The organism is Geomonas paludis, from assembly GCF_014193585.1.
Lineage (GTDB): Bacteria > Desulfobacterota > Desulfuromonadia > Geobacterales > Geobacteraceae > Geomonas > Geomonas paludis.
Genome location: NZ_BLXY01000007.1, coordinates 57728 through 81986, shown reverse-complemented (window position 1 = coordinate 81986; position 24259 = coordinate 57728). Strand labels below are relative to the sequence as shown.

21 protein-coding genes and 3 tRNA genes are annotated in these 24259 nt (G+C 63.0%); 1 reads left to right on the top strand and 23 read right to left on the bottom strand.

What is annotated here, in order from left to right:
• Nucleotides 1-249: 249 nt before the first annotated feature.
• A complete protein-coding gene (locus H7687_RS15565) occupies nt 250-2016 on the top strand; it encodes a M3 family oligoendopeptidase (RefSeq protein ID WP_183349027.1) in 1767 nt (588 codons plus the stop codon).
• A 110-nt stretch (nt 2017-2126) separates the two neighbouring features.
• Here the strand turns inward: H7687_RS15565 and acnB are convergent, their stop codons facing one another.
• From acnB to H7687_RS15450, 23 genes are all read right to left on the bottom strand, one after another.
• Nucleotides 2127-4646 (bottom strand): bifunctional aconitate hydratase 2/2-methylisocitrate dehydratase, encoded by a 2520-nt coding sequence (acnB, locus tag H7687_RS15560; RefSeq protein ID WP_183349025.1) that lies wholly within the window; start codon nt 4644-4646, stop codon nt 2127-2129.
• 218 nt (nt 4647-4864) lie between these two features.
• On the bottom strand, nt 4865-5623 hold the full coding sequence (gene fdhD, locus H7687_RS15555) for a formate dehydrogenase accessory sulfurtransferase FdhD (RefSeq protein WP_183349023.1): 759 nt from the start codon (nt 5621-5623) through the stop codon (nt 4865-4867).
• Between the two features lie 125 nt (nt 5624-5748).
• Nucleotides 5749-7203, bottom strand: a complete 1455-nt coding sequence (gene gabD / locus H7687_RS15550; RefSeq protein ID WP_183349021.1) for an NADP-dependent succinate-semialdehyde dehydrogenase — start codon at nt 7201-7203, stop codon at nt 5749-5751.
• Between the two features lie 173 nt (nt 7204-7376).
• Nucleotides 7377-8711, bottom strand: a complete 1335-nt coding sequence (locus tag H7687_RS15545; RefSeq protein ID WP_183349019.1) for a cohesin domain-containing protein — start codon at nt 8709-8711, stop codon at nt 7377-7379.
• A 240-nt stretch (nt 8712-8951) separates the two neighbouring features.
• The gene (locus H7687_RS15540) at nt 8952-10283 is read right to left on the bottom strand and encodes a S41 family peptidase (protein WP_183349017.1); all 1332 of its coding nucleotides are present in this window, start codon (nt 10281-10283) and stop codon (nt 8952-8954) included.
• A 34-nt stretch (nt 10284-10317) separates the two neighbouring features.
• Nucleotides 10318-11517 carry a murein hydrolase activator EnvC family protein gene (locus H7687_RS15535; RefSeq protein WP_183349015.1) on the bottom strand — a complete coding sequence of 400 codons (1200 nt, stop codon included), beginning with the start codon at nt 11515-11517 and terminating at the stop codon, nt 10318-10320.
• 1 nt (nt 11518) lies between these two features.
• Nucleotides 11519-12466, bottom strand: coding sequence for a permease-like cell division protein FtsX (ftsX, locus tag H7687_RS15530; RefSeq protein WP_183349013.1), 948 nt, complete (start codon nt 12464-12466; stop codon nt 11519-11521).
• Nucleotides 12453-13184, bottom strand: a complete 732-nt coding sequence (gene ftsE, locus H7687_RS15525; protein ID WP_246404937.1) for a cell division ATP-binding protein FtsE — start codon at nt 13182-13184, stop codon at nt 12453-12455. The genes ftsX and ftsE overlap by 14 nt, the downstream gene beginning before the upstream one ends.
• Nucleotides 13185-13203: 19 nt before the next feature.
• Complete coding sequence (locus H7687_RS15520) at nt 13204-13617, bottom strand: type IV pilin protein (protein ID WP_183349011.1); 414 nt, start codon at nt 13615-13617, stop codon at nt 13204-13206.
• Between the two features lie 5 nt (nt 13618-13622).
• Nucleotides 13623-14114 (bottom strand): type II secretion system protein, encoded by a 492-nt coding sequence (locus H7687_RS15515; RefSeq protein ID WP_183349009.1) that lies wholly within the window; start codon nt 14112-14114, stop codon nt 13623-13625.
• Between the two features lie 19 nt (nt 14115-14133).
• Nucleotides 14134-16740 carry a secretin GspD/PilQ domain-containing protein gene (locus H7687_RS15510; protein WP_183349007.1) on the bottom strand — a complete coding sequence of 869 codons (2607 nt, stop codon included), beginning with the start codon at nt 16738-16740 and terminating at the stop codon, nt 14134-14136.
• A gap of 11 nt (nt 16741-16751) precedes the next feature.
• Complete coding sequence (locus H7687_RS15505; protein ID WP_183349005.1) at nt 16752-17417, bottom strand: type II secretion system protein PulP; 666 nt, start codon at nt 17415-17417, stop codon at nt 16752-16754.
• On the bottom strand, nt 17414-17968 hold the full coding sequence (gene pilO / locus H7687_RS15500) for a type 4a pilus biogenesis protein PilO (protein WP_183349003.1): 555 nt from the start codon (nt 17966-17968) through the stop codon (nt 17414-17416). Before pilO ends, H7687_RS15505 begins: the two co-directional genes overlap by 4 nt.
• Entirely contained in the window at nt 17965-18504 is a 540-nt protein-coding gene (locus H7687_RS15495) for a PilN domain-containing protein (RefSeq protein ID WP_183349001.1), read from the bottom strand. Before H7687_RS15495 ends, pilO begins: the two co-directional genes overlap by 4 nt.
• Nucleotide 18505: 1 nt before the next feature.
• A complete protein-coding gene (pilM, locus tag H7687_RS15490) occupies nt 18506-19414 on the bottom strand; it encodes a type IV pilus biogenesis protein PilM (protein WP_246404935.1) in 909 nt (302 codons plus the stop codon).
• A gap of 15 nt (nt 19415-19429) precedes the next feature.
• The gene (locus H7687_RS15485) at nt 19430-21151 is read right to left on the bottom strand and encodes a GspE/PulE family protein (protein ID WP_183348997.1); all 1722 of its coding nucleotides are present in this window, start codon (nt 21149-21151) and stop codon (nt 19430-19432) included.
• A gap of 7 nt (nt 21152-21158) precedes the next feature.
• A complete protein-coding gene (locus H7687_RS15480; RefSeq protein ID WP_183348995.1) occupies nt 21159-22364 on the bottom strand; it encodes a type II secretion system F family protein in 1206 nt (401 codons plus the stop codon).
• Between the two features lie 72 nt (nt 22365-22436).
• Nucleotides 22437-22622, bottom strand: coding sequence for a hypothetical protein (locus tag H7687_RS15475; RefSeq protein WP_183348993.1), 186 nt, complete (start codon nt 22620-22622; stop codon nt 22437-22439).
• A complete protein-coding gene (locus H7687_RS15470; RefSeq protein ID WP_246404933.1) occupies nt 22622-23362 on the bottom strand; it encodes a polyprenol monophosphomannose synthase in 741 nt (246 codons plus the stop codon). The genes H7687_RS15475 and H7687_RS15470 overlap by 1 nt, the downstream gene beginning before the upstream one ends.
• Nucleotides 23363-23591: 229 nt before the next feature.
• Nucleotides 23592-23668 (bottom strand) — tRNA-Asp (locus tag H7687_RS15465).
• A 104-nt stretch (nt 23669-23772) separates the two neighbouring features.
• Nucleotides 23773-23848 (bottom strand) — tRNA-Val (locus H7687_RS15460).
• Between the two features lie 10 nt (nt 23849-23858).
• Nucleotides 23859-23935, bottom strand: a tRNA-Asp gene (locus H7687_RS15455).
• Nucleotides 23936-23967: 32 nt separating this feature from the next.
• Entirely contained in the window at nt 23968-24243 is a 276-nt protein-coding gene (locus tag H7687_RS15450; RefSeq protein WP_183348991.1) for an HU family DNA-binding protein, read from the bottom strand.
• Nucleotides 24244-24259 lie beyond the last annotated feature (16 nt).

Below are 24259 nucleotides of genomic sequence, written 5' to 3'. Positions count from 1 at the left end.
GCGGAAGCGGAGGCATCCGCTTCCATCCCGGAAGAACAGTCGGCGGCTAACCCTTTGCATATTATATTTTTTTAACATTGGCTAGTTCTATCGCACCCCTCTTGGTTGTCAAGGCAGCTTGAGCCGCGACCACCGCCGAACCGGACAGCTTATAGGCACCCCCCTTCCTTGACACCATGCACCCCATGCATTACTATCGGTTCCATTCACTCGAAATCATTGAACAATCCACGACTGTCAGGAGGAACAATGAGCAGCGATCTCAACTGGGATACCACACCACTTTACCCTTCCCCTTCCGCCCCGGAACTGACCCAAGCCTTCGAAGACGCCACGGCACATGTTGCCGGATTCAGGGAGCGCTACCGCGGCAAGGTCGCCGCCCTCTCCGCCCAAGAACTGCTCGAGGCGCTGCAAAGCTATGAGAAAGTCCAGGAAGAGCTCACCGTGCCGCAGCTCTATGCTCACCTGCTCTTCGCCGCCGACAGTGAAAGCGATCTGCACAAGCGCCTCTCCCAGAAGTCCCAGGAGTTCGGCAACGCCATGGGGCGCGAACTGCTCTTCTTCGATCTCGAGATCATCCAGATGGAGGAGGAACCTTTCCAGCGACTGCTGCAGGATCCCCTGCTCGCCAATTACCGGCACTTCCTGGCGGTGCTGCGCAAGTTCAAGAAGCACACGCTGTCCGAGCGCGAGGAGAGCCTCCTTACCCAGAAGAGCCTCACCGGCGTGCAGGCCTTCTGCCGCCTGTTCGACGAGGTTTCCGCGTCGCTGCGCTACACCCTGGAGATGGACGGCGAGCCCCGGGAGATGACCGGAGAGGAGCTGCTGGCGCTGTTGCACCACCCCGACGCGGAGCTCAGGGAGCGGGCCTTCGGCACCTTCCTGAAAAAGCACGAGGAGCACAGCATCCTCTACTCGGCGGTGTTCAACAACGTGGCCCTCGATCATTCCCAGGAGATGGAGCTTAGAAACTACAGCCATCCGATGGAACCGACCAACCTGGGTAACGAGATCCCCAACGAGGTAGTGGAAAGCCTGATGCAGGTTTCCGAAAAGAACTACCCGCTGGCCCAGGAGTATTTCCGCCTCAAGGCGAAGCTGCTGGGCATCCCCAAGCTGAAGAACACCGACGTGTACGCGCCGCTCACTGAAAGCGACCGCAAGTACAGCTTCGAAGAGGCGCGCGCCATGACCGTCGAGGCCTACCGCGGCTTCTCCGAGGAATTCGCCCAGCTGGCCGACTCGTTCTTCACCGGGCGGCGGGTGGACGTGCTGCCGCGTCCCGGCAAAAGCGGCGGCGCCTTCTGCATGGGGATGACCCCGTCGCTCCCGCCGTACCTCCTTTTGAACTTCACCGGCAACCTGCGCGACGTGGCCACCATCGCCCACGAGGTCGGCCACGGCATCCACTACCAGCTCGCCCAGCGCCAGACCATGCTGAACTACCACCCGCCGCTGCCGCTTGCCGAGACCGCCTCGGTGTTCGGTGAGATGCTGTTGACCCGCCAGCTCCTGGAGCGGGAGACCGACGTCGAGGTGAAGAAGTCGCTTCTGTGCGCCAAGATCGAGGACATCATCGCCACCACCTTCCGCCAGAACGTGCTTACCAGGTTCGAGGAACGCATGCACCTGGAGCGCGTCAACGGGCTCCTGACGGCCAACGAACTCGCCGACCTGTGGTGGCGGGAGAACGCCAAGCTCTACGGCGACGCCGTCGAGATGATCGAGCCGTACCGCTACGGCTGGAGCTACATCTCCCACTTCATTCACGCCCGTTTCTACTGCTACTCCTACACCTGCGCGGAGCTCGTCGTGCTGTCCCTGTTCCAGCGCTACCTGAAGGAACGGGAGAGCTTCGTCCCCATCTACCGCGACATCCTCGCCGACGGCGGCTCCAAGTCCCCCGGCGACACCCTCGCACCCGCCGGCATCGTCTTCAGCGACCCGAGCTTCTGGCAGGGGGGGTACGACCTCTTGGCCGACCTCATCGCGGAGTTGAAGGCACTGCTTTAAGTCGGACTCTGACCAGTCGGACTGGTCGGACTGGTCAGACAAGAAAACGCAAAAAGGCCCGCCGGTTTCCCGGCGGGCCTTTTTTACTGCAGCGCTACTGCCAGCTCTGATTACATCTCGTCGAACTGGAGGTATTTGTACACGTTGGCCTTGTTCGGCTCGACCTTCTCCTTGTACACGGCCAGGTACTCGGCCGGGGTCGGGAGCTTGCCCATGTTGACAGTGACGGCACCGAGCTCTGCGGAGCCCAGGAATACCTTGGCGCCATTGCCGATCCTGTCGTCGAAGTTACGGGTCGAGGTGGAGAACATGTTGACCCCGTCGGGCACGCGTGCCTGGTTACCCATGCACAGCGAGCAGCCGGCGATCTCGACGCGTGCGCCCATGGCGCTGTAGACGGAGAAGTATGCCTCGTCTTTCAGCTTGGCCTGGTCCATGCGGGTCGGCGGGCAGATCCAGGTGCGGACGTTCGGGTTGAACTTCTGGCCCCTCCAGATCTCGCCGGCAGCGCGGAAGTGGCCGATGTTGGTCATGCAGGAACCGAGGAACACGTCCTGGATCGGAGTGCCGGCAACCTCGGAGAGGAGCTTCACGTCGTCCGGATCGTTCGGGCAGGCGAGGATCGGCTCGGTGATCTCGGCGAGGTCGATTTCGATCACCGCGGCGTACTCGGCGTTGGCGTCTGCGGACAGCAGCTTCGGATTCTTCAGCCACTCGTTGGCTGCATCGATCCTGTTCTGCAGGGTCTGGGCATCCTGGTAGCCGTCAGCGATCATCTGCTTCATGAGGGCCACGTTGGAGCGGAGGTAGGTGGCTACCGACTCCTCGGAGAGCTTGATGCAGCCGGCGGCGGCGCTACGCTCGGCAGCGGCGTCGGTCAGCTCGAAGGCCTGCTCGACGGAGAGCTCCGGAAGACCTTCCATCTCGAGGATGCGGCCGTTGAAGATGTTGACCTTGTTCTTCTTGGGCACGGTAAGGAGGCCCTGCTTGATCGCCCAGTACGGGATCGCGTTGACCGCATCGCGCAGGGTGATGCCCGGGTTGAACTTGCCCTTGAAGCGGACCAGTACGGACTCAGGCATGTCCAGCGGCATGAAGCCGAGGGCGCCTGCGAAGGCGACCAGGCCGGAACCTGCCGGGAAGGAGATCCCGATCGGGAAACGGGTGTGGGAGTCGCCGCCGGTACCGACGGTGTCGGGAACCAGCAGACGGTTCAGCCAGGAGTGGATGACGCCGTCGCCCGGCTTCAGGGGCACGCCGCCACGCTCGATGATGAACTGCGGCAGGGTCTTGTGCATCTTGACGTCGGCCGGTTTCGGGTAAGCAGCGGTGTGACAGAAGGACTGCATGAACATCGGCGCCTGGAACTTGAGGCAGGCGAGCTCTTTCAGTTCGTCGGCGGTCATCGGGCCGGTGGTGTCCTGGGAGCCGACGGTGGTCATCTTCGGCTCGCACGCGGTGCCCGGCAGGACGCCGGCAACGCCGCAGGCCTGGCCGACCATCTTCTGTGCCAGGGAGTAGCCCTGGCCCGGCTTGGCAACCGGGTTCACCGGCAGGGTGAAGACGTCGGTCGGAGCCATGCCGAGGGCCTTGCGGGCACGGTCGGTGAGGGCGCGGCCGATGATCAGCGGGATGCGGCCGCCGGCGCGGAACTCGTCGAACAGGGTGTTGGGCGCCACGGTGAAGGTGGAGAGAACTTCGCCACCCTCGGTGGTGATCTCACCCTTCTTGGAGTTGATCACGATGACGTCGCCGGTCTTCATCTTGGTCACGTCGGTCTTGATCGGGAACGCACCGGAGTCCTGCGCGGTGTTGAAGAAGATCGGGGCGATGACGCCGCCGATGATGATGCCGTCGCGACGCTTGTTGGGAACCGCCGGGATGTCCTGGCCGATGTGCCAGAGCACGCTGTTGCAGGCGGACTTACGGGAAGAACCGGTACCGACGACGTCGCCCACGAAGGCAACCTGGAAGCCGTCAGCCCTGAACTTGGCGATGGTGGCGTTGCCATCGGGGAAGCGGGTCTTGCCCATGGCCAGCGCGTGCAGCGGGATGTCAGGACGGCTCCAGGCGTCGCCCGCCGGGGAGAAGTCGTCGGTGTTGATCTCGCCGTCGACCTTGTAGACCTTCACCTTCACGGTCTCCGGCAGGCCCGGCTTGGAGGTGAACCACTCCGCGTTAGCCCAGGACTCGAGCACCTTCTTGGCGCCGGCGTTGGACTTGGAGAGTTCGAGCACATCATCGAAGGCATCGTACACGAGGGTGGTGCCGCAGAGTGCCTTGACGGCCTCGTCGGCTACCTCGGCGTCTTTCAGGGCTGCGACCAGCGGGGCCACGTTGTAGCCGCCCAGCATGGTGCCCAGGATCTGGACCGCGTCTTTCTTGGAGACCAGCGGGGATTTCTTGGCGCCGGTGAGGATGGCTGCCAGGAAACCGGCTTTCACTTCGGCCGCCGGGTCAACGCCCGGGGAAACCCTTTCCTTCAGGAGGTGGAGCAGGAACTCCTCCTTGCCTGCCGGGGGTGCTTCCAACAGTTTGCAAAGTTCCGCGGTCTGCTCAGGGTCGAGCGGCTTCGCAGGGATACCGAGTGCCGTTCTTTCTGCCTCTTGCTTCAGGTACGCTTCGATCATGATTCCTCCTAGATAATGTGCAGCTATTTACGGAAGTTATCAAAACTCTTCTGTCAGCTGATGCTACATTTGAACGGATACTGTATACAATTTTTACCCTGCTTTGTCAATTATTGAAAGCACCTGTAAAATGGCGCAGATCCGTCTCGAAAGAGCTGTTACTGTGGCGTTTTAGCTGGAATCAGTGCGGCTCGATCACTGTGAGAAAAGAGAAAGCATTAAGGAAATAAAATGTATTGAGGATGGGTGTAGGCGGTGAACCTGGTACCGCGCAGGTAGCCGACCAGGGTGATGCCGGCCTGGTCGCAGATGCGGATGGCCATATCGGTGGGAGAGGTGCGGGAAACGATGACGGCGATGCCGAGCAGCGCCGCCTTGGCGGCCATCTCGGCCGAGACACGGCCGGAGGTGGCCAGGATGGTGCCGGCGAGGGGGATTCCCTTCAGCAAGGCCTCCCCGGCGAGGCGGTCGATGGTGTTGTGTCTGCCCAGGTCTTCGGCGTGCAGGACCAGCGTTCCGTCCGGAGCGCCGACCGCGGCGGAGTGGACGCCGCCGTGGCTCTTGTAGCTGGTGGAGTGCAGCGCCAGTTGCTTCATCAGCTCGAAGACGGCCGCGACGGGAACCTGTCCCCTGGCCTCCCCTTCCTTCACGCCGGCAGCTTCCGGCAGGGAAAAGGTGACGCCGGTGCCGCACCCGGAGGTCAAGACGGGTTTCAGTTCGGCCGGGATCTCCCCTTTGATGCGGACGTTGGCGATGCCGTAGTCGTTGCACACGCTCAACACCAGGAAGTCGTCCACCTGCGAGACGAATCCCTGCAGCCGCAGGAAGCCGGCCACGAGGAAGCGCAGGTCGTGGGGCGAGGCGATCAGCGTGACCAGTTCACGGTCGTTGACCCGCAGCACCAGGGGGAATTCCCGCACCACGTCGATCTCGCCGCGCAGCACTTTGCCGTCGTTGTAGGTGGTAACGTTCGTCATACACTGTCCCAAAGTCCCCTCCCCCGGAGGGGGAGGGCCAGGGAGGGGGAAAAGCCATGGAGTCCCCCCCTCCCGACCTCCCCCCTCCAGGGGGAGGAGTAACGTCTGTCAGTATTTCTCATTTATCACATGCCGCCGAGGCAGAGATACTTCATCTCGAGGAACTCCTCGATGCCATACCTGGAACCTTCCCGGCCAATGCCGGATTCCTTGATGCCGCCGAAGGGCGCCACCACGGTGGAGATGAGTCCGGTGTTGATGCCGACGATGCCGGCCTCGATCGCTGCGGCAACCCGCCAGACCCGCGTGACGCCACGGCTGTAAAAATAGGCGCACAGGCCGAACTCGGTGTCGTTGGCCAAACGTATCGCTTCCTCCTCGGTCCTGAAGCGGAACAGCGGCGCCACCGGCCCGAAGGTCTCCTCCCGGGCAATGTGCATCTCCGGGGTCACGTCGGCGAGGACGGTGGGCTCGAAGAAGCACCCTCCCAGGGCATGGCGGTTGCCACCGGAGACGACCCGGGCTCCCTTGGCCAGGGCATCGCCGATGTGCTCCTCGACCTTCTCCACCGCCGCCATGTCGATCAGCGGCCCCTGCTGGGTCTCACCCTTCAGCCCGTCCCCCACCTTCAGTTGGGCGACCGCCTGCGCCAGCTTGTCGGCGAAGCGGTCGTAGATCTCTTCCTGCACCAGGAAGCGGTTGGTGCAGACGCAGGTCTGGCCGGTGTTGCGGTACTTGGAGATCAGCGCCCCTTCAACCGCCGCATCGAGATCGGCGTCGTCGAAGACGATGAAGGGGGCGTTGCCGCCCAGTTCGAGGGAGACCTTCTTGACCGTCCCTGCGCACTGGGCCATCAGCTTCTTGCCGACCTCGGTAGACCCGGTAAAGGTAAGCTTGCGCACCAGCGGGTTGGCGGTCATCTCCCCCCCGATTGCCGCCGCGGAGCCGGTAACCACGGAAAAGACGCCGTCGGGGAGGCCGGCGCGCTGCGCCAGCACCGCCAGGGCCAGGGCGGAGTACGGCGTCGCGGTGGCAGGTTTCACCACGATGGTGCATCCCGCCGCCAGTGCCGGCCCCACTTTCCTGGTGATCATGGCGGAGGGGAAGTTCCAGGGGGTGATGGCGGCGCAGACGCCGACCGGCTCCTTGAGGACCACGATCCGCTTGCCGGCCTGATCCGAGGGAATCACGTCCCCGTAGACCCTTTTCCCCTCCTCGGCAAACCATTCCAGGAAGGAGGCGGCGTAGACCGTCTCGCCGCGGGCCTCCGCCAGGGGTTTCCCCTGTTCCGCCGTCATCAGCACGGCCAGGTCGTCCTGATGCTGAAGCAGCAGGTCGGCCCAGCGCCTGATGATGACTGACCTCTCCTGGGCGGTCTTCGCGCGCCACGACGGCAGCGCGGCATGGGCCGCCTCGATGGCGCGGCGCGTCTCGGCGCCCCCCATCTTGGGAACAGTGCCCAGTTTTTCCCCGGTGGCGGGGTTGAGGACTTCGACGGTCTCGCCGCTGTCGGCCCCGGTCCAGGCGCCGTTGATGAAGCAAAGCTGGTGGAATAGACTTTTGTCCTTGAGCATGAGCATCGGCTCCTCCCGTTCAAAAGCGCTTTCATCCGCGGCCCATCGTGTATACCCGATCGCCGCCTTGGCGGCAACAGAAACTCATTGCCGACCCTGCTCCCCTGCACGACAATGCCCTCCTCGATTCGGTCGAAGAGGGCATCGCCGCTCAGCGAGCCACCATGCCGGCCCGGGGCCTAAGGCGCCTGCAGACCGGTACGCACCAGGTAGTTGGCCGCATAGATGTAGTCGTCGACGTAATCGCGGCGGCCGTCCTTGTTGAGGTCGAAACGGGGACGCGTCGCAGTGCCCCGCTCGTTGAGGAAACGTTGGAAATCAGACTCCTTGACCGGTCGCGGCTTCCCCGGCACCAGCGCGACCCTGGGCACCACCGTGAGCGGGAACTCCTGCTTCAGACCGCTGTAGAGCATGGTGACGTCCGCCCTCACCACGTCCCGCTTCGGCCTGGCCTGTATTTCCCAACCGGCCTCGGTGCGCCGGTGCGAAACGTAGGTGCAGCCGCTGAAAGTGAAGCTGGGAGTGGCCTCGCCGGTCACCATGGTGATGACCAGCGTCACCGTCGTTTTGCCGTCGGCGATGGCCACCGCCGGGATCTGACGGTACACGGCCGCATCCTGGCCAAAGAGGGTCATCAGGTTCGCCGGGGTGCGCTCCCCTTGGAAAGACTTGAACCGGTCCAGCACGCTGGTGATGGCGACCGGCGGGGTCACTTGCGGCGGGGGCGCGGGCGCCTCTGGGGGAGTCGGGGCCTCCTGCTCCGGCGGGGGCGGGTTCTCCTCACGGTCCAGCGGCGGCTCCTCACCTTCCACCTGCGCCTTCTTGGTCCGCAGCCGCTTCTTGACCGGGGGCACTCCCTGCGCCGGCAGCTGCACTTCGGCCGGCACCACGATCTCCTTAGCCGGCGCCCCGTCCTGTCCGGTCGCGGTTTCCTGCCCGGGCACGGTCACGGTCCCTCCGACCATCAATGGACGCGTCGTCACAGGGCTCCCCCCTGCCGAAACGGCGTCCCCCCGCCCCTCCTGCCCGATCGGCGTGGTGCCCGCACCGCCGTCATCCGCGGCCACCACGGCCGATGGGTTGACGATGACCGGCTGCGCCATGGCGAGCTTCTTGCCGGTGGCGTCGATAAGGGTACCGGTGACCAGGGTGACCACGCCGGGGGAAGTGCCGGTCCGGTCGAAGGCGACACTGGCGATGACGCCGCTACCTTTGAGGCCGCTGGTCCCGACGATGGCCAGCCGGATCGGGTTGCCCGGGTTGGCGGCGTTCATCATCCCCTGCACCATCTTGCCGATGGAGACCCGCGGGTTGGCGAGGGTGGCGGAATCGTAGCCGATGGAGAGGTCGAGCCCTGCCACGCCGTCCATCTGGTCGCCCCGCAGGACGAAGACGCCGTCGGATGCCGGCGAGGATATGGTGAGGGTCGGCAGGGCGAAGGCAGGGGTAGCCGAAACCATCAGCAGGAGGGAAAGAAGCAGCCAATACCAGGGACAGCGAGTCTGCCTGATCATGGTGACCTCGGGGCTGGGGGGATAACTGCCGCAACGGACCGGTTTACTTTACTGATCCCCTCGGGGGCTGTCAAGCAGGCCGGCCCGTCGGCTCTTCAACCACATCCTCTCTCCCCCTGGGAGAGGGCTGCAAACAGAAAAGGGGCGGCCGCGCGGCCACCCCTTTTCTTTACTGCTCTTTCCGTCTGACCTAAGGGGACAGGCACCTGGCGGAGCCAGTCCCCTCAAACCGCCCCCTCCTTAGGAGGGGAGCTTGCCCATGCTCTTCAGGATGTCCCACCCCTTGAGGAGGTCGAGGGCGCGCAGCACCTGCGAGTCGCTCTTGATCATCTCGTCGGTCTTGTAGGGAGCGGGCTTCGCCTTCTTCTCGTCCTGCTCGTCCTTCTTGTCTTCGAAATGGTTCTCGAGGTCCTTCTCGCGGATGTGCATCCCTTCCTTCTTCTCGCTGCTGGCCGCAATCTCGACCCGCTCGGCGACGATGTCGGGGGTGATCCCCTTGGCCTGGATGGAGCGGCCGCTCGGGGTGAAGTAACGGGCGGTGGTGAGCCTCAGGCCCGAGTTGTCCGAGAGCGGGATGATGGTCTGCACGCTACCCTTGCCGAAGCTCTGGGTGCCCATGATGACCGCGCGCTTGTGGTCCTGCAGGCAGCCGGCCACGATCTCCGAGGCGGAGGCGGAGCCGCTGTTGATCAGCACCACGATGGGGTACTCGCCCTGCTTGTGGCTCTTCCTCGAGGTAAAGCGCATCTGGGAGTCCTTCTCGCGCCCCTCGGTGTACACGATCAGCTTCCCTTCCGGGGTGAAGTGCTCGCAGACGCGCACCGCCTGGTCCAGGAGCCCGCCGGGATCGTTCCTGAGGTCCAGCACCAGGCCCCTCAGCTGCTTCTTGTCCGCCTGCAGGGCCTGAAGCGCCTTCTCCAGGTCGTCGTCGGTCTTCTCCTGGAACTGGGCGATGCGGATGTAGCCGTAGCCGTCGTCGAGTACCTTGTACTTCACGCTCTTGACCTGGATGATGTCGCGCTCCAGGACGAACTCCTTGGTCTTCTCGAACCCTTCACGCATGATGGTCAGGGTGACCTTGGTCCCCTTCACGCCGCGCATCCTTTTCACCGCGTCGGTTATGGTGAGGTCCTTGGTGAACTTGTCGTCGATCTTGAGGATCTGGTCGCCCGCCTTGATCCCTGCCCTGAAGGCCGGGGTGTCCTCGATCGGGGAGATGACGGTCAGGATACCTTCCTTGACGGTGATCTCGATGCCCAGGCCGCCGAAGGCGCCCTTGGTGTCGATCTTCATCTCCTTGTAGGTCTCGGGGGGCATGAAGGAGCTGTGCGGGTCGAGCGAGGTCAGCATGCCGTTGATGGCGCCGTACACCAGCTTCTTGGTGTCCACTTCCTCGACGTAGCTCTTCTTGACGATGGCGAGCACGTCGGTGAACAGCTCGATGGATTGGTAGTCGTTGCCGCCGCCCTGGGCGGCGCATCTGCGTTGCACGCCGAACGCGATGACGAGCGTCAGCAGTGCAACGGTAGTGACAAACAGGGTTGTCTTCTTGAATTTGCTGCCCTTGAACATTGTGCCTCCCTGGAAATGTGTTGCGATACCCTGCTTATCTGAACCAGGGGGACGGGTCTACCGGTTTTCCCTGGTATCTGATCTCGAAATAGAGCATGGGACCCTTGGTTGAGTCAAGGTCGCCCACGCTGGCAAGGACATCGTTTTTCGACACCTTGGACCCGACTCTCTTGGCTATGGACGAGGCGTGGGCATAGAGACTGAAGAACCCTTCGCCGTGATCGACGATGATCATATTACCATAGCCTTTGAAATAGTCGGCAAAAATCACTTCACCGTCATAGATTGCATGAATGGCACTGCCGGCGGGGGCTGCCACGGAGATCCCGTTACTGACAGTAAAGGAATCGAAGTCGGGGTGTTTATGCCTTCCGAAACGGTCGACGATGTTGCCGCGCACCGGCAGCGAGAGCCGCCCTTTCTGGGCGCCCAGCCCCTGGTTGGGGACCGGGGTGGCCTTGGCGGTCACGCCGGGCCGGGCCGGTTCTGCTGCCTTGCCGGGGCGAGTCTTTGAACTATACGCTTTTCTACTTTTCGCTTCAAGCCTTTGAATCATGCTCTGCAGGCGGCTCGCGTTGGCCTGCAGCTCCTTGAGCGAGGCGAGGTAGCTCTGCTTGTCCTGGCGCACCTTGACCAGGTAGGTCGCCTTGCGGCTCTTCTCCTGCTCGATCTCGCGCTTTTTCGCCTCGATGGAGCGGCGCAGCCCCTCCTTCTTGACCGCCTCCTGCTCCAGGCGCTCCTTGAGCTTGTTCAGCCGCTCCAGGTTTTCGTTGTACTGCTGGAAGAGCTTCTTGTCGTTCTCCAGGATGCTGCGCATGTAGCGCAGGTTCTCGCTCATCTGCGGGAAGGATTCCGAGGAGAAGAAAACGCGCAGGTTGCCGGTGTCGCCTCCCTTGTAGAGGGCGGCCATGCGGCGGTTGATCTGCGCCTTCTTGCGCTCGGCCTCCTGGCGCTCGTGCTCGATGTCCTCGTGGGTCCTGTCGATCCCCTTTTCCACGCCGGCGAGGTCGCGCCCCAGGGCGGTCAGGCTGGACTGCTTCTCGGCGAGCGACTTCTGGATCTGCACCAGTTCGCCGGAGACCTTGGTCTCCACCTTCTGGGTCTTGGAGATGAGCCGGTTCTTCTCCTTGATCTGCTTCTTGATGTTCTGCAGCTCCTCGTTGGCGCCGGCGCGGCAGAGCGCGGGGGCCAGGAGGGCCGAAACGAGCAGGATTGTGGCGGTAAGCTGACGCATGCTAGACGTTTATGAACCTCTTGAGCGAGGTCGCGCTGCCGATGAAGCCGAGCAGCACCCCTCCCAGAACCACCCCGGCCAGGTGCGTGGCGGGAAGGAAGGAGAGCCCGGCCGAAGCCGGATTGATGCCGAGGAAGTCGCCGGCGTTTTTCAGGAAGGCGAAGTAGCACCCCAAAAGCGCCAAAAGGGAGATCACCGCTCCCGCGGCCCCCTGCAGGATCCCCTCGATCAGGAAGGGCGCCTTGATGAAGAACCGGGTCGCCCCGACCAGCCCGAGCAGTTCCAGTTCGTCCTTCCTGGCGTAGATGGTCAGCTTGATGGTGTTGGAGACGATGAAGAGCACCGTGATGGTCAGGAAGCTCCCCAGAAGCGCCCCCATGAGCCGGAACAGGTTCATGAAGGAGTTGAAGCGTTTCACCCACTCCTCGCCGTACTGGACCTCGCTGATCCCCTGGATCTGCTTGAGCTTCTTGACGTAGGCGGCAACCGCGTCCGTGTCGCGGTGGTCGCGGTCCAGCCTGATCTCCAGCGATGCGGGGAGCACGTCGGGAGAGATCCCCTCCAGCAGCGACTCCTGCCCTTTCAGGCGGCTTCTGAGCCGTTTCTCCGCCTCCGCCTGGCTCACGAAGACGACCTTGGCGGTGCCGGCAATCGCCTGCACCCTCCCCTTCATGGCGGCGACCGCGAGCGGCGCGGGTTCCTGGTCGAAGTAGGCGGTCACCTGCACCTTGTCGCTCCACCCTTCCGCCATCCCCTCCAGGTTCACGTAGACCAGGAGAAACAGCGAGGCGATCAACAGCGCCAGCGCGATGGTGCCCACGGTGACGGCGCTGACGAAGACGTTCTGGCGCAGGTTGGCGAGAGCGCGGCTGGTGAAATAGGAGAGCCTGCCGAAGAAACCTTCCTGCTCCAGCTTCGGGCGCACGGCCCCCTTGTTAGCCCTGGACATCGGGCACCTCCTCAAGGGGACAGACACCTGCGGAGCCGGTCACCCCTGCGACCATGAAATCCGGAGTATGGACGATGCTCCCCTTGTCGAGCCTGATCACCCTGCGGTGGGAGTTCTCGATGACGCGGCGGTCGTGGGTGGCCACCACCACGGTGGTGCCGCGGTTGTTGGCCTCCTTGAAGATGGAGAGGATGGCCTCCTTGTTCTCGTCATCGAGGTTGCCGGTCGGCTCGTCGGCCACCAGGATCTTGGGGTCGTTCACCAGGGCGCGCGCCAGCGCCACGCGCTGCTGCTCGCCGCCGGAGAGCCTCAGCGGCGTCGCGTTGATCTTGTCCTCGATCCCCATCCTTTTCAGGATGTGGTACACCTTCTTGCCGATGTCGCGCTTGCCCCATCCCAACACCTCCAGGGTGATGGCGACGTTCTCCAGCACGGTCCGGTTGGGAAGCAGCTTGTAGTCCTGGAACACGACGCCGATGGAGCGGCGCAAAAGCGGGACCTGCGAGCGGGAGAGCCGGGTCAGGTTGACCCCGTCGATCAGCACCTGGCCACGGGTGGGGGTGAGGTCGGCGTAGATCAGTTTCAAGAGCGTCGACTTGCCCGCCCCGGACTGCCCCGTCAAAAAAACAAAATCCCCTTTGGGGATCTTGAGGTTGATATCGGCCAGCGCGCTCGACTCCGGCGGGTACGACATGAAAACGTTATGCATTTGGATCATCGCTCTGTATGCCTCGTGACTACCATTCGTTGTACGGTTTGCCGTCGCTGCCGACCAGCGTGGAGCCGCTGTGCACGTCGTAGACCCCGCTGGAGCCCCCCTCGGTGGGGGTTTCGGTCGCGGGAGGCGCGGTTACCACCCAGGTGTCCTTGGACTTGGTAAAGGGATCCTTGGGTATCTCCCGGAGGTACCTGTTCTTGTTGTCCACCAGTTCCTGCAGCGTCTCGGGATACTTCCCCTGGTCGGCATAGTACTGGTCGATGGTGGAGCGCATGGTGTACAGGTCTTCCCGCAGCACCGCCTCGCGTGCCCTGATGATGCCCCACTGGTAGTTGGGCGCGCTGATGGCCGCCAGGATGCCGATGATGGTGACCACTATCATCAGCTCTATTAGCGTAAAGCCCCGCTGACTTTTCAGTATCCTCTTCAACATGAGGTTCACCAGTCCTTGTATTTCGTGCCGTCGATGGCGACGCCGTTGCTCAGCGAATAGACGTCGAAGACGTCCTCGCCCCCCCAGGTGGTGCTGTCATGCTCGTCGGCATGAGAGCGCATCCCCCACTTGGGATCCCCCTCCTGGGCCTTGTAGAAAGGGTCGCTGGGGATGCGGCGCAGGAACTTCTTCTTCTCCTTGACCAAGCCGCCGAAATCGTCCCCCTCCACCAGCAGGTCGAGGGTCTTGGGGTAGCCGGTCGCGTTCAGTACCTGTACCGTCTTCTGGTCCGACAGCGCCTTGTCGTAGTTCTTCTTGTACTCGTCTATGGCGGTCCTGATCTCGCGCAGGTTCCTTCTGAGCTCGAGCTCCTTGGTCCGCTTGGAGGCCATCTGGGCCGACGGGACGATCAGCGAGGCGAGCATGGTGAGGATGACCATGGTCACCACCATCTCGATCAGGCTGAGCCCGCTGTTATCTTTGAGGATCTTCCACATTGCGGCATGAGCCCGAGGGCTACTTTACCTCCACTACCGACTTGAACGGGGTCACGGCGATCTGCGCTCCCCCCTTCTGGGTGAAGCTGGTGTTGGAGAAGGAAAGCGGGGTGCTCCCCTGCCCGATCGCCTTGAAGGTGACCTGGGCCAGCACGCCGTTGCCGACTCCCCCCTCGGTCTTGCTCCCCGACATCCAGATCTCCCCCTTCTTCTTGTCGGCGAAGGACTGGAAGGTGGAGGGCTTGCCGTTCTCCTTGAGCATCGCCCCTTCGGTCTGCGCCACCACCTCGAGGATCTTCGGGTCGTAGCTCAGCACCAGCACGGCCTTTTCCAGGTCCTTCATCCCGGAGGCGTTGATCTGCACCGCGAACTGGTCGTTCAGCTTCACCGACGAGGGGAGGCTGAGCGCGAGCAGGCCCTTCTCCAGCGGGACCGGCGGGACCGGCTTTGCCGGCGCCGGAGCCTTGGGGGCGGCGGCAGCGGCAGCGGCGGCAGCGTTGGCGGCGGCCCCCAGTTCCGCGGCAGTCGCGGTTTCAGCCGGGATGGCGGCAGCTTCCGGATCCGGTTCGGCGGGAATCTCGACAGCGGCTTCCCCCTCGGCGGGTGCCGGTTCGGCAGCACCCGCTGCGGCAGGGACCTCTCCCGCAGGCGCGGTCGCACCAGGAGCAGTGGCAGGAGCAGCAGCAGGGGCAGCGCCCGGAACGGCAGCCGGAGCGGGTGCGGGCTTCTTAGCCGGCGCCGCCTTGGCGGGGGCGGCCTTGGCCGGAGCGGCCGTATCGGCGAACTCGGGCTCTATGAAGGACTGGTAAGGCTTGTTGGTCGACGGTTCGTCCTCGCGGCCGGACCAGAAGGCCGCCACGTCGGTGTCCGGCACGGTCACGCCACGCACGATGCGCGGGGTAATGGCGAGCAACAGTTCGCTCTTGTCGTTAGACTTGCCTGTGCTGGAAAAGAGGGTGCCCAGCACGGGAATGTCTCCCAGCAGGAACACCTTTTTCTTGCTGTCGGTGTCGTTCTTCTGCATCAAGCCGCCGATGATGCTGGTCTCCCCGTCCTTCAGGGACAGGACCGTGTCGAGGTTCCTGGTCCCGATGGTGACCACGGTGGTGGCCTGGTCGGTGCCGACCTTCTCCCTCCCGAGGATGGAGCTCACCTCGAGACCGAGTTTGATGGAGACCTCGTTGTTCAACTGGATGGTCGGCTCGGCGTTCACCTTGACCCCGACGTCCACGTACTGGACGTTGACGCTGGTGCCGGTGGAGGTGGAAGAGGTCGTGGTGATCGGCACGCGGGTACCGACGTTGAACTTCGCCTTCTCACGGTTTTTCACCCTGATTTTCGGGTTGGACAGCGTCTCACCGTTGGAGAGGGTTTTTCCGAAGTTGAAGGTGGCGGTCGGCACGGTGAGGTAGCCGTTGTACCCCTTGACCCTGAAAACGTTGAGCAGGTTGCTGACGTCGGCTACCGTGGTGGTGGTACCGCCGGTGGTAGACGTGGTCGTGGTGGTGCTCAGGGCATCGGAGAGAAACTTGCCCTGGGGGCCGGTTACCCCAAGCGAGGCGGCATAGCTGGAAAGGGCCAGGCCGAAGGTCTCGCTCCCCGCCTTGGAAAGCTCGAAGACCTCGACATCGAGGAGCACCTCGGCGTCGGGGACGTCGTTGGCCTCGAGGATCTTGCGCGCTACCTCGACCACTTCCGGGGTGTCGCGGATCACCAGGGCGTTGGCCTCCTCGTTGACGTAGATCTTCTTCACCTGGAGCATGGTGCGCACCAGGTTTACCGCCTTCTTGGCGTCGAGCTTGTTCAGGTAGAAGGTCTGGACGAAGAGTTCCTCGTACTGCTTGATCTTGTCCGGGGTCTTGGGGTAGATGATGATGGTGCTCTCGTTGAGCACCTTCTTTTCCAGCTTATGCATGCCGGTCAGCAGTTCCATCGCCTGCTGGAAGCTGCCGTTCTCCAGGTGCAGCGAGACGTTGACGTCCTTCACCCCCTCGTCGAAGACGAAGTTGATCCCGGAGAGCTGGGTGAGGATGTTGAAGATGTCCTTGAGCTTGGCGTCCTTGAACTTCAGCGTGATGGGCTTGGTCGACTTCAGGTTGAGCTCGAAGCCGTCCAGCTTCTGCTTCTTCCCCGCCAGAATGCGGTCCAGCCCTTCCCGGGCGGCCTTGTTGCCCGGCTCGAACTGCAGCACGTGCTGGTAGGCGGTCATCGCCTCGCGCAGCTTGTGGTCCTTTTCGAAGTCCGCCCCCTCCAGGAGGTAGGTCTGGGCGTTTCTGAGCTTGAGCGTATGGTCCGCACGGGACTTCGCCTCGACGTAGGTCGGATCCATGGCGTAGGCAGTCTGGAACTCCCTGAGGGCCTCGTCATAATTCTTCTTCTCGAAGAACGCCTCACCCTTCCTGAAATGCACCTTGCCGGCCGCCTGGGTGACGTTGATCAGCTTCACCCGGTACTCGCCGACCTCGGGGTGCTTGGAGGCTACTTCGGCATACTTGACCACCGCGGCGTCAAGGTTCCCCTCGCGCTCGAGCTGCTCTGCCTTGCTGAACGCGGTACGCCCCGCCGCACAGCCGGAGAGCGCCACGGTCAGCAGCATCAGGGTTGAGATCGATCTTAGTCTATGCATGAAGTTGCTCCTTAAGGCCTGGGAGTTATGCCGGGGCGGCGCACGCTGAGCGACCTGTGCTCTACCAGCGGAATCACCAGTTGCCGGTCGGTCTGGATCGACTTTATGGTGATGGCATCGTCGGTGACGTTGGAGACCAGGAAACGCGGTCCCACCTGGCTCCCCTTCTTGGCCAGGAAGATCTCGCCCCCCTTGGAGAGGAACACGGTCCTTTCCGTCCCCTTCTTCAGGAAGCCGATGAACACGAACTTGCCCAGTTCGGCCTCGTCCAGCTGTTCCTGGGTCGGCGGCGGAGGCGGCGGGGGCACCGGCGGCGCCACCGGCACTGCCTCGGGCAAGGGGGGCAGTTTCTTGAGCGGCGGCGGAGGCGGCGGCAGCTTGAGGGCGGACAGCTTCTGCTCGTCCCTGAAGATGGGCGAGAAGATGTTGCGCCTGAAGCCGCTGAACCCGGGCTTCTCCTGCTGCAGCAGCTCGAGATGGACCACGCCGGCAGCAGGCGCTGCCGCTGCCGTTTTCGGGGCAAGATCGGGCTTCTTCCTGAGCACGGTTGCCTTTGCGCCGGGCTGGTTCTTGAGCGTGGCCACCTGCTGCTGCCGGGGAGAGCGCATCACCGCGTAGATCACGGCCCCCACGAAGACGACGAGCAGCACGAAAAGCGCTAGTTTCTGGCGATTCATGCCCCCTCCGTCAGGTAAACCGTGGTTACGACCCTGAGGTTCACTTTTTCCTCGGTCGGACTGTTGTTGCTCAGGGAGATGCTTTCGATGACCAGCATTTCCCGGTAACGCGCCAGGTCGCCCAGGAAGCTCTTCAGCGCGCCGTACTTGCCGGTCACGTTGAACGAGATGCCGTAGGTCATCACGCGGCTCCCCTTGACCTTCTCCTTGCCCGGCTTGTAGGAGATGCCGGTCAGGGCCAGGGAGTTGTTCTTCGCCGTCTCGTAGAGCCGCCCCAACAGCGCGGGGAGTTCCTTCTTGGCGATGAGGTGCTTGCGGAACTCCTCGAGGTCGCGCATCCCCTGCTGGTACCTGGTGGCATCGGCCTGGGTCTCGCCGCGGGCGAGGGAGTCGCGCTGGGCGAACCAGGCCTGCTGGACCTTTTCCAGTTCAGGCTTCTGATAGGCGGAGACGTAGAACCCTACCCCCAGGGCGAGCAGCGCGAGGAAAGCGATGAACGCGAAGGACTTGCGCCGGACGGCGATCATGTCGAGTAGCATCTGGTAGTTCATCGTTTACTGACCTTGCAGGAGATTGAGAAGCCGAAGCCCTTCTGATCCTTGCCGACCTTGACATCGGTCTGGCTCAACAGGAACACCTCCGAGAAGTTTGGGGACTGCTCCATGTTCTCCAACAGCGTGCGCAGACCGGCGAAGGAAAGCGCAACACCGGCCAGCTTCAGGGACTGCGGGTCCAGCGCAGAGGGCTCCACCTGGGTGAACGCCACCCCTGCCGGCACCACCAGTTCCAGTTTGTCCAGAAGCCCGAGCCAGTTCACCGACTTCTGGTCGATGAGCGTGTTGGCGAAGGCGATCCTGGTCTCCAGCGCCTTCATCTGCTCGGCGGGGACGGGGGGCGCACCGGCGGGACCGCGGCTCGCGGCGGCGCTTTCACTCTTGATCTTGTTGATCTCGACCTGGTTGTTGGCCACCTCGCGCACCAGGTAAACCAGCAGCAGCGCCAGGATGACGAAGGAGGCCGTCAGGATGGCGTTGAGCTGGGGCAGGTTCACGTAGCGCCTGGTAGCCAGGTTGATGGTCAGTTTCATATCACAGGCTCCTCAGCGCGGCGCCCAGGGCGCCGCCCAGCGCATGCAGCCCGGGGCGGTCCAGCCCCAGGGTCGAGCCCTGCCGGACCAGGCGCTCCATGTCGAGCAGCACCGGTTCCAGCCCGCTGGCCTCGGCCACCAGGGCGCGGAAAGACTCGGCGTCGCCGGGAGCGGCGGCACAGAAGACCTCGCTGACGCTCTGGCCCGGGCTCTGGTCGCCGTAGACCAGGAACGAGCTGTTCACCTCGCGGAACAGGTTCTGCACCTCCCCTACCCCCTCCTTGGTGCGGTAGAAGCTCAGCACGCCGCCGTTGAAGATCAGCACCGTCATCGCCCCCTGGTAAAAGGTGACGAAGGCGCCGTCTTCGGAGAGGTCGAGCCTGGGCTGGAACAGGCGGTACAGGTTGAAGGAGGTGAAGTCGATCAGCTTGGCCTCGAGTCCCGCCTCGGAGAGGAGCTCCTCGTACTGCTGCACCACCGGCCGGGAAATCAGGGATACCAGCAGCGACACGGCGCCGTTTTCCTTTTCCTCCAGGGTCTGGTAGTCCAGGTGCACCGCGCTGATGTCGAAGGGAAGGCTCTTCTTGAGCTTCCAGCGGATGACGTCCAGCCCCTCCTCGCGGTTCTTGAAGCGCGCCTCCAGGTCGAGGAGCACCACGCGCCCCACGGCATCCGGCAGCGACACGCAGACGCTGCGCTCCTTGGTCAAAAGGCGCAGGTGCGCCTCCTTGAGCGCGGTGACGAAGGCCTTGGCGTCGGTGACGTTGGGGTCGCGGCGCGACAGGGTCAAAAGGCCCGGCGCGAACGGCAGGGTGAGCCCCGCCTCGACCGTGGGGATCTTGCCGCCGCTGGCCAAGGCGAAACTGAACCCGGCGGCCGAGAGCTCGAGCCCGAGGCTTTTGCGGGACATTAGCATATCTGGCACCTATTCCACGAAGGTGACACGGTTGATCTCCTTAATCGTCGTCTCGCCGGCCAGCACCTTGGCCACGGCCGATTCCCTGAGGAACATGGTCCCGGCCGCCTTGGCGGCCTTTTTCAGGGCGGCGATGGGTGCCTTGGAGATGATCAGTTCGCGGATCTCGTCGTTTAAATCGAGCAGCTCCACGATGGCGGAACGCCCCCGGTAGCCGGTGCCGTTGCAGTCGTCGCAGCCGCGCGCCTCGTACAGGGTGAGCCCGCGGGCCCGTTCCGGGTCGATGGCCGACTCGCGCAGTTCCTCGTCGGAGACGGTGACCGCCTTCTTGCAGGAGGGGCAGATCTTGCGCACCAGGCGCTGCGCCATGACGCAGTTCAGGCAGGCGACGAAGTTGTACGGGTCGATGCCCATGTGGGTGAAGCGGCCGATGACGTCGAAGACGTTGTTGGCGTGCACGGTGGTGAACACCAGGTGGCCGGTGAGCGCCGACTGCACGGCGATCTGGGCGGTTTCGGAATCGCGGATCTCGCCGACCATGATCTTGTCCGGGTCGTGGCGCAAGACGGAGCGCAGGCCGCGGGCGAAGGTGAGCCCCTTCTTCTCGTTGACCGGGATCTGGGTGATGCCGGAGAGGACGTACTCGACCGGATCCTCGATGGTGATGATCTTTTCCAGGCCGGTGTGGATCTCGGTGAGCGCGCCGTAGAGCGTGGTGGTCTTGCCGGAACCGGTGGGGCCGGTGACCAGCACCATGCCGTAGGGCTCCTTGATCATCTTTCTGAAGCGCTTGATCTCGTGGGACGCCATGCCGAGCGTCTCCAGGGTGAGACCGCGCAGGTCGCTGGCGATGCTCTCCTTGTCGAGGATACGGATGACCGCGTCCTCGCCGAAGGCGCTGGGCATAATCGAGACGCGGAAGTCGATGGACTTGGCGCCGATCCTGACCTTGAACCTGCCGTCCTGCGGGATGCGCCGCTCGGAGATGTCCAGTTCGCTCATGACCTTGAGCCTGGAGATGAGCGGCCCCTGGAAGTGGTTGTCGATCGGGTCGGTGGCCTTGTAGAGCACGCCGTCGATACGGTACTTGATGATCACCCCTTCCTGGGCGGTCTCGATGTGGATATCGGAGGCGCGCCGGGTCAGGGCGTCCAGGATGGTGGAGTTGACCAGTTTGATGATGGGGCTGGTGTCGGCGGAGACGTTCTCGACGGAGAGGATCTCCTCCCCCTTGTCGGTCTCGGTCACCAGCTGCAGCATGAAGTCTTCGGAGACTTCCTTCAGGACGCGGCTGGTCCCCTCGCCCCGCTTCAGGTGCTGGGCGATCTCCGATTCGGCGGCCACCTTGAAGGTGAGCGGCCGCTCCAGGAGCAGCGACATCTCGTCCAGCTGCAAAACGGCGGTCGGGTCGGCGATGGCCACCACCAGGAGGTCGCCCTGCAACTCCAGGGGGACGAAGTGGTAGCGGAACATCACCTCGGGCGGGACCACGTTGAACAGCGACTCGTCCGGGCGCACACCTTTTAGGTCGACGAACTCCAGGCCGAACTGGAGCGCCAGCGCCTGCGCCAGCGCGACGTCGGTGATCAGCCCGTCGGCGATGCAGATCGCCCCCAGGCGCTCCTTGGTGCTCTGCTGCTTGTCCAGCGCGTAGGCCAGCTGATCGTTGGTCAGCGCCCCCTGCTCCAGCAGGATGTCACCCAGCCTCTGTCTTTTGAACGGCTTCAGCATGTTCCCTCTAGCTGACGGTGCTGGCGATCTTGAAGATCGGCAGGTACATGGTGATGATGATGGTACCTATGACCACCCCCATGACGATCATGATGGCAGGCTCGATGGCGGTGGTCAGCACGTGGAGGTTTCGTTCGATCTCGTCCTCGAAGTAGTCGGAGATGTCCCCGAGCATCTCCTCGAGGGCGCCGGTGGTCTCCCCCACCGAGAGCATGCGCAGCGCCAGCGGCGGCAGGAGCTTCATGTTCTCCAGCGCCGTGGAGAGCTTGCTTCCCTCCTCGACCCGGTGCACGGCCATGAGCAGGCCGCGCTCCAGCACCTTGTTGTTCAGGGTCCCCACCGACATCCGCATCGCCTCGACGATCGGGATGCCGGAGCCGAGCACCGTGGCCAGGGTCCGGGTGAAGCCGGAGAGCGCGTAGCGGATGACGACCGCGCCGACGAAGGGGGTCTTGATCTTCATGCCGTCCACGGTATAGCGCCCCGACTCGGTCTCCTTCCAGCGCCTGAAGATGGTCACCGCGGCGAAGATGATCCCTATGAAGACCAGCAGGTAACGGCGCAGGAACCCGGTGAAGTTGATCAGCATCTGGGTCGGCACCGGCAGGGAGTTGCCGGAGTCGGCGTAGATGGTGCTGAAGGTCGGCACCACGTAGATCAGGAGCACGGTGATGGCCACGAAGGCGACCACGACCAGGATGGCCGGGTAGAACATGGCCCCGATGATCTTGCCGCGGAACCCTTCGCTTCTCTTCAAAAAGGCGATGTAGCGCCTGATGGTCTGCGGCAGGTCGCCGGTGCGCTCGCCGGCGCGGATCGAGGCGATGTAGAGTTGCGGAAAGACCCTCGGGTACTTCTCGAAGGCGGTCGATAGTGCAAGCCCCCCCTTGATGTCCTCCCTGGCCGCGTTCAGGATCTCGTTCAGCTTGCCGGTGCCGGACTCGAGAATGGTGTCCAGCGCCTGGATGATGGGAAGCCCCGCCTTCAAGAGCACCAGCAGTTCCTGGTTGAAGAGCAGCAGTTCCTTGTTGCCGATCTTCTTGCGGCCGATGCCGGTATCCAGCAGGAACTGGAACGGCTTCTTGCGCACCTCGAAGACCACATAGCCCTGCTCCTCCAGACTCTGACGCAGCAGAGCCTCACTGACAGAATCGAGTTCCTTGGTAAGTATTCGACCGTCGGAGGAACCTATTTTACAGGTATAAACGGGCATAAGGTATTATGAGTACCACAAATATGAGAGAATTAAAACAGTAAACGGGAACCGATCCTGTCTACAGCAGCATCAGGCCTGCATCATGCCGATGATCCAGACCACGAAGAAGCCAACGACACCCGCGCCCCACTTGAGAGCGGCCTTCCCCTCGAAAGCGTCCCGGGCCGGGAAGGCGCGCAGGATGAAGAAAACCGTGCAGGTCACGAAGCCCCACACCCCGGCCACGCAGACAATCGACCACAGCGTCGAAGACATCATCCCCTCCCCTTGGGCAGCACCGCGCGCAGCAGCGACCCCAGCTTGAGTTTCCAGACCATGAGCACCGCCTCGCGCACGATCTTCTTGGACATCTTGGAGGTGCCGGCGTGGCGGTCTATGAAGATGATGGGAACCTCGCTGATGCGGAACCCCTTCTCCTTGCAGCGGTAGTTCATCTCGATCTGGAAGGAGTAGCCGTCCGAGCGGATGCTGGAGAGGTCGATCCCCTTCAGCGTCTCGGCGCGGAAGCATTTGAAGCCGCTGGTGCAGTCGGAGATGGTGAGACCGGTAATGACCCTGGTATAGACGCTGGCGAAATAGCTCAGCATGAGCCGGCGCAGCGGCCAGTTCACCACGCTCACCCCGTTCAGGTAGCGCGACCCGATCACCAGGTCGGCCTGGCGGGTCTCCTCGAAGAAGTAGGGGATCATGGCGGGGTCGTGGGAGAAGTCGGCGTCCATCTGCACCACCAGGTCCGCGCCCATGGCCAGGGCCCTGGCGAAACCCTCGCGGTAGGCGGAGCCAAGGCCCAGCTTGCCGCTTCTGTGCAGCACCGAGACCCGCCCCGTCTCCGCCGCCAGGCTCTCGGCAAGGTCGCCGGTGCCGTCGGGCGAATTGTCGTCCACCACCAAGAGTTCCAGCGCAGGGTGCAGGGCAAGGACCTGCCTGACCAGTTTTTCCAGGTTGTCTCTTTCGTTGTAAGTGGGGATCACCACGATCGGCTTGATGGGTTTCAAGGGGGGCTCGCTTTCCGTTTTACCTTGACGGCTAAAACCGCAGAATCAGGGGCGCTTGGGGAGTTAAACCTCCCCAGACAGAACATCGGAGAGGATAAACGATTTTCATCGGGCAAGTCAAGCTAAAGGGATTGCAGCAAAGGCGGCCCGGGGGCGGAGGTTGCACCGGCGGGCAGTGCCGGAACGAAAAAAGGAAAGGCCGCCTGATGTGGCGGCCTTTCCTTTTTGATGGCGGGGTTGACGGGGCTCGAACCCGCGACTTCCAGCGTGACAGGCTGGCACTCTAACCGACTGAGCTACAACCCCAACTTTTAAACCGGTTGAGAATCGGTTCTACGTTCTACGTTCTACGTTGAGACCAGAACTAAGACGTAGAACTTAGAACCTAGAACGCAGAACTTGTTTTTTGATGGTGGGTGAAGAGGGGATCGAACCCCCGACATCCAGCTTGTAAGGCTGGCGCTCTCCCAGCTGAGCTATTCACCCAAATTTTATATGGCGGGGTTGACGGGGCTCGAACCCGCGACTTCCAGCGTGACAGGCTGGCACTCTAACCGACTGAGCTACAACCCCGCATCTACTACATCCCGAAGACCGGGACCTTGTTAAGCGTTGAGCAGTTCCTTCAGGGTGTTGCCCGGCTTGAATTTCGGAGCGGTGGAAGCCGCGATCTCGATCTTCTTACCGGTCTGCGGGTTCTGACCGGTGCGGGCGGCGCGCTCGGCGACGCTGAAGGTGCCGAAGCCGACCAGGGTTACCTTGTCGCCTGCGGCAAGGCAGTTGGTGAGGGCGTCAAGAATTCCAGTCAGTGCCTTGTCTGCATCAACCTTGGTCAACTGTGCTTCTTCAGCAATGGCGCTTACCAGTTCTGCCTTGTTCATTAGCTCCTCCTAGGGG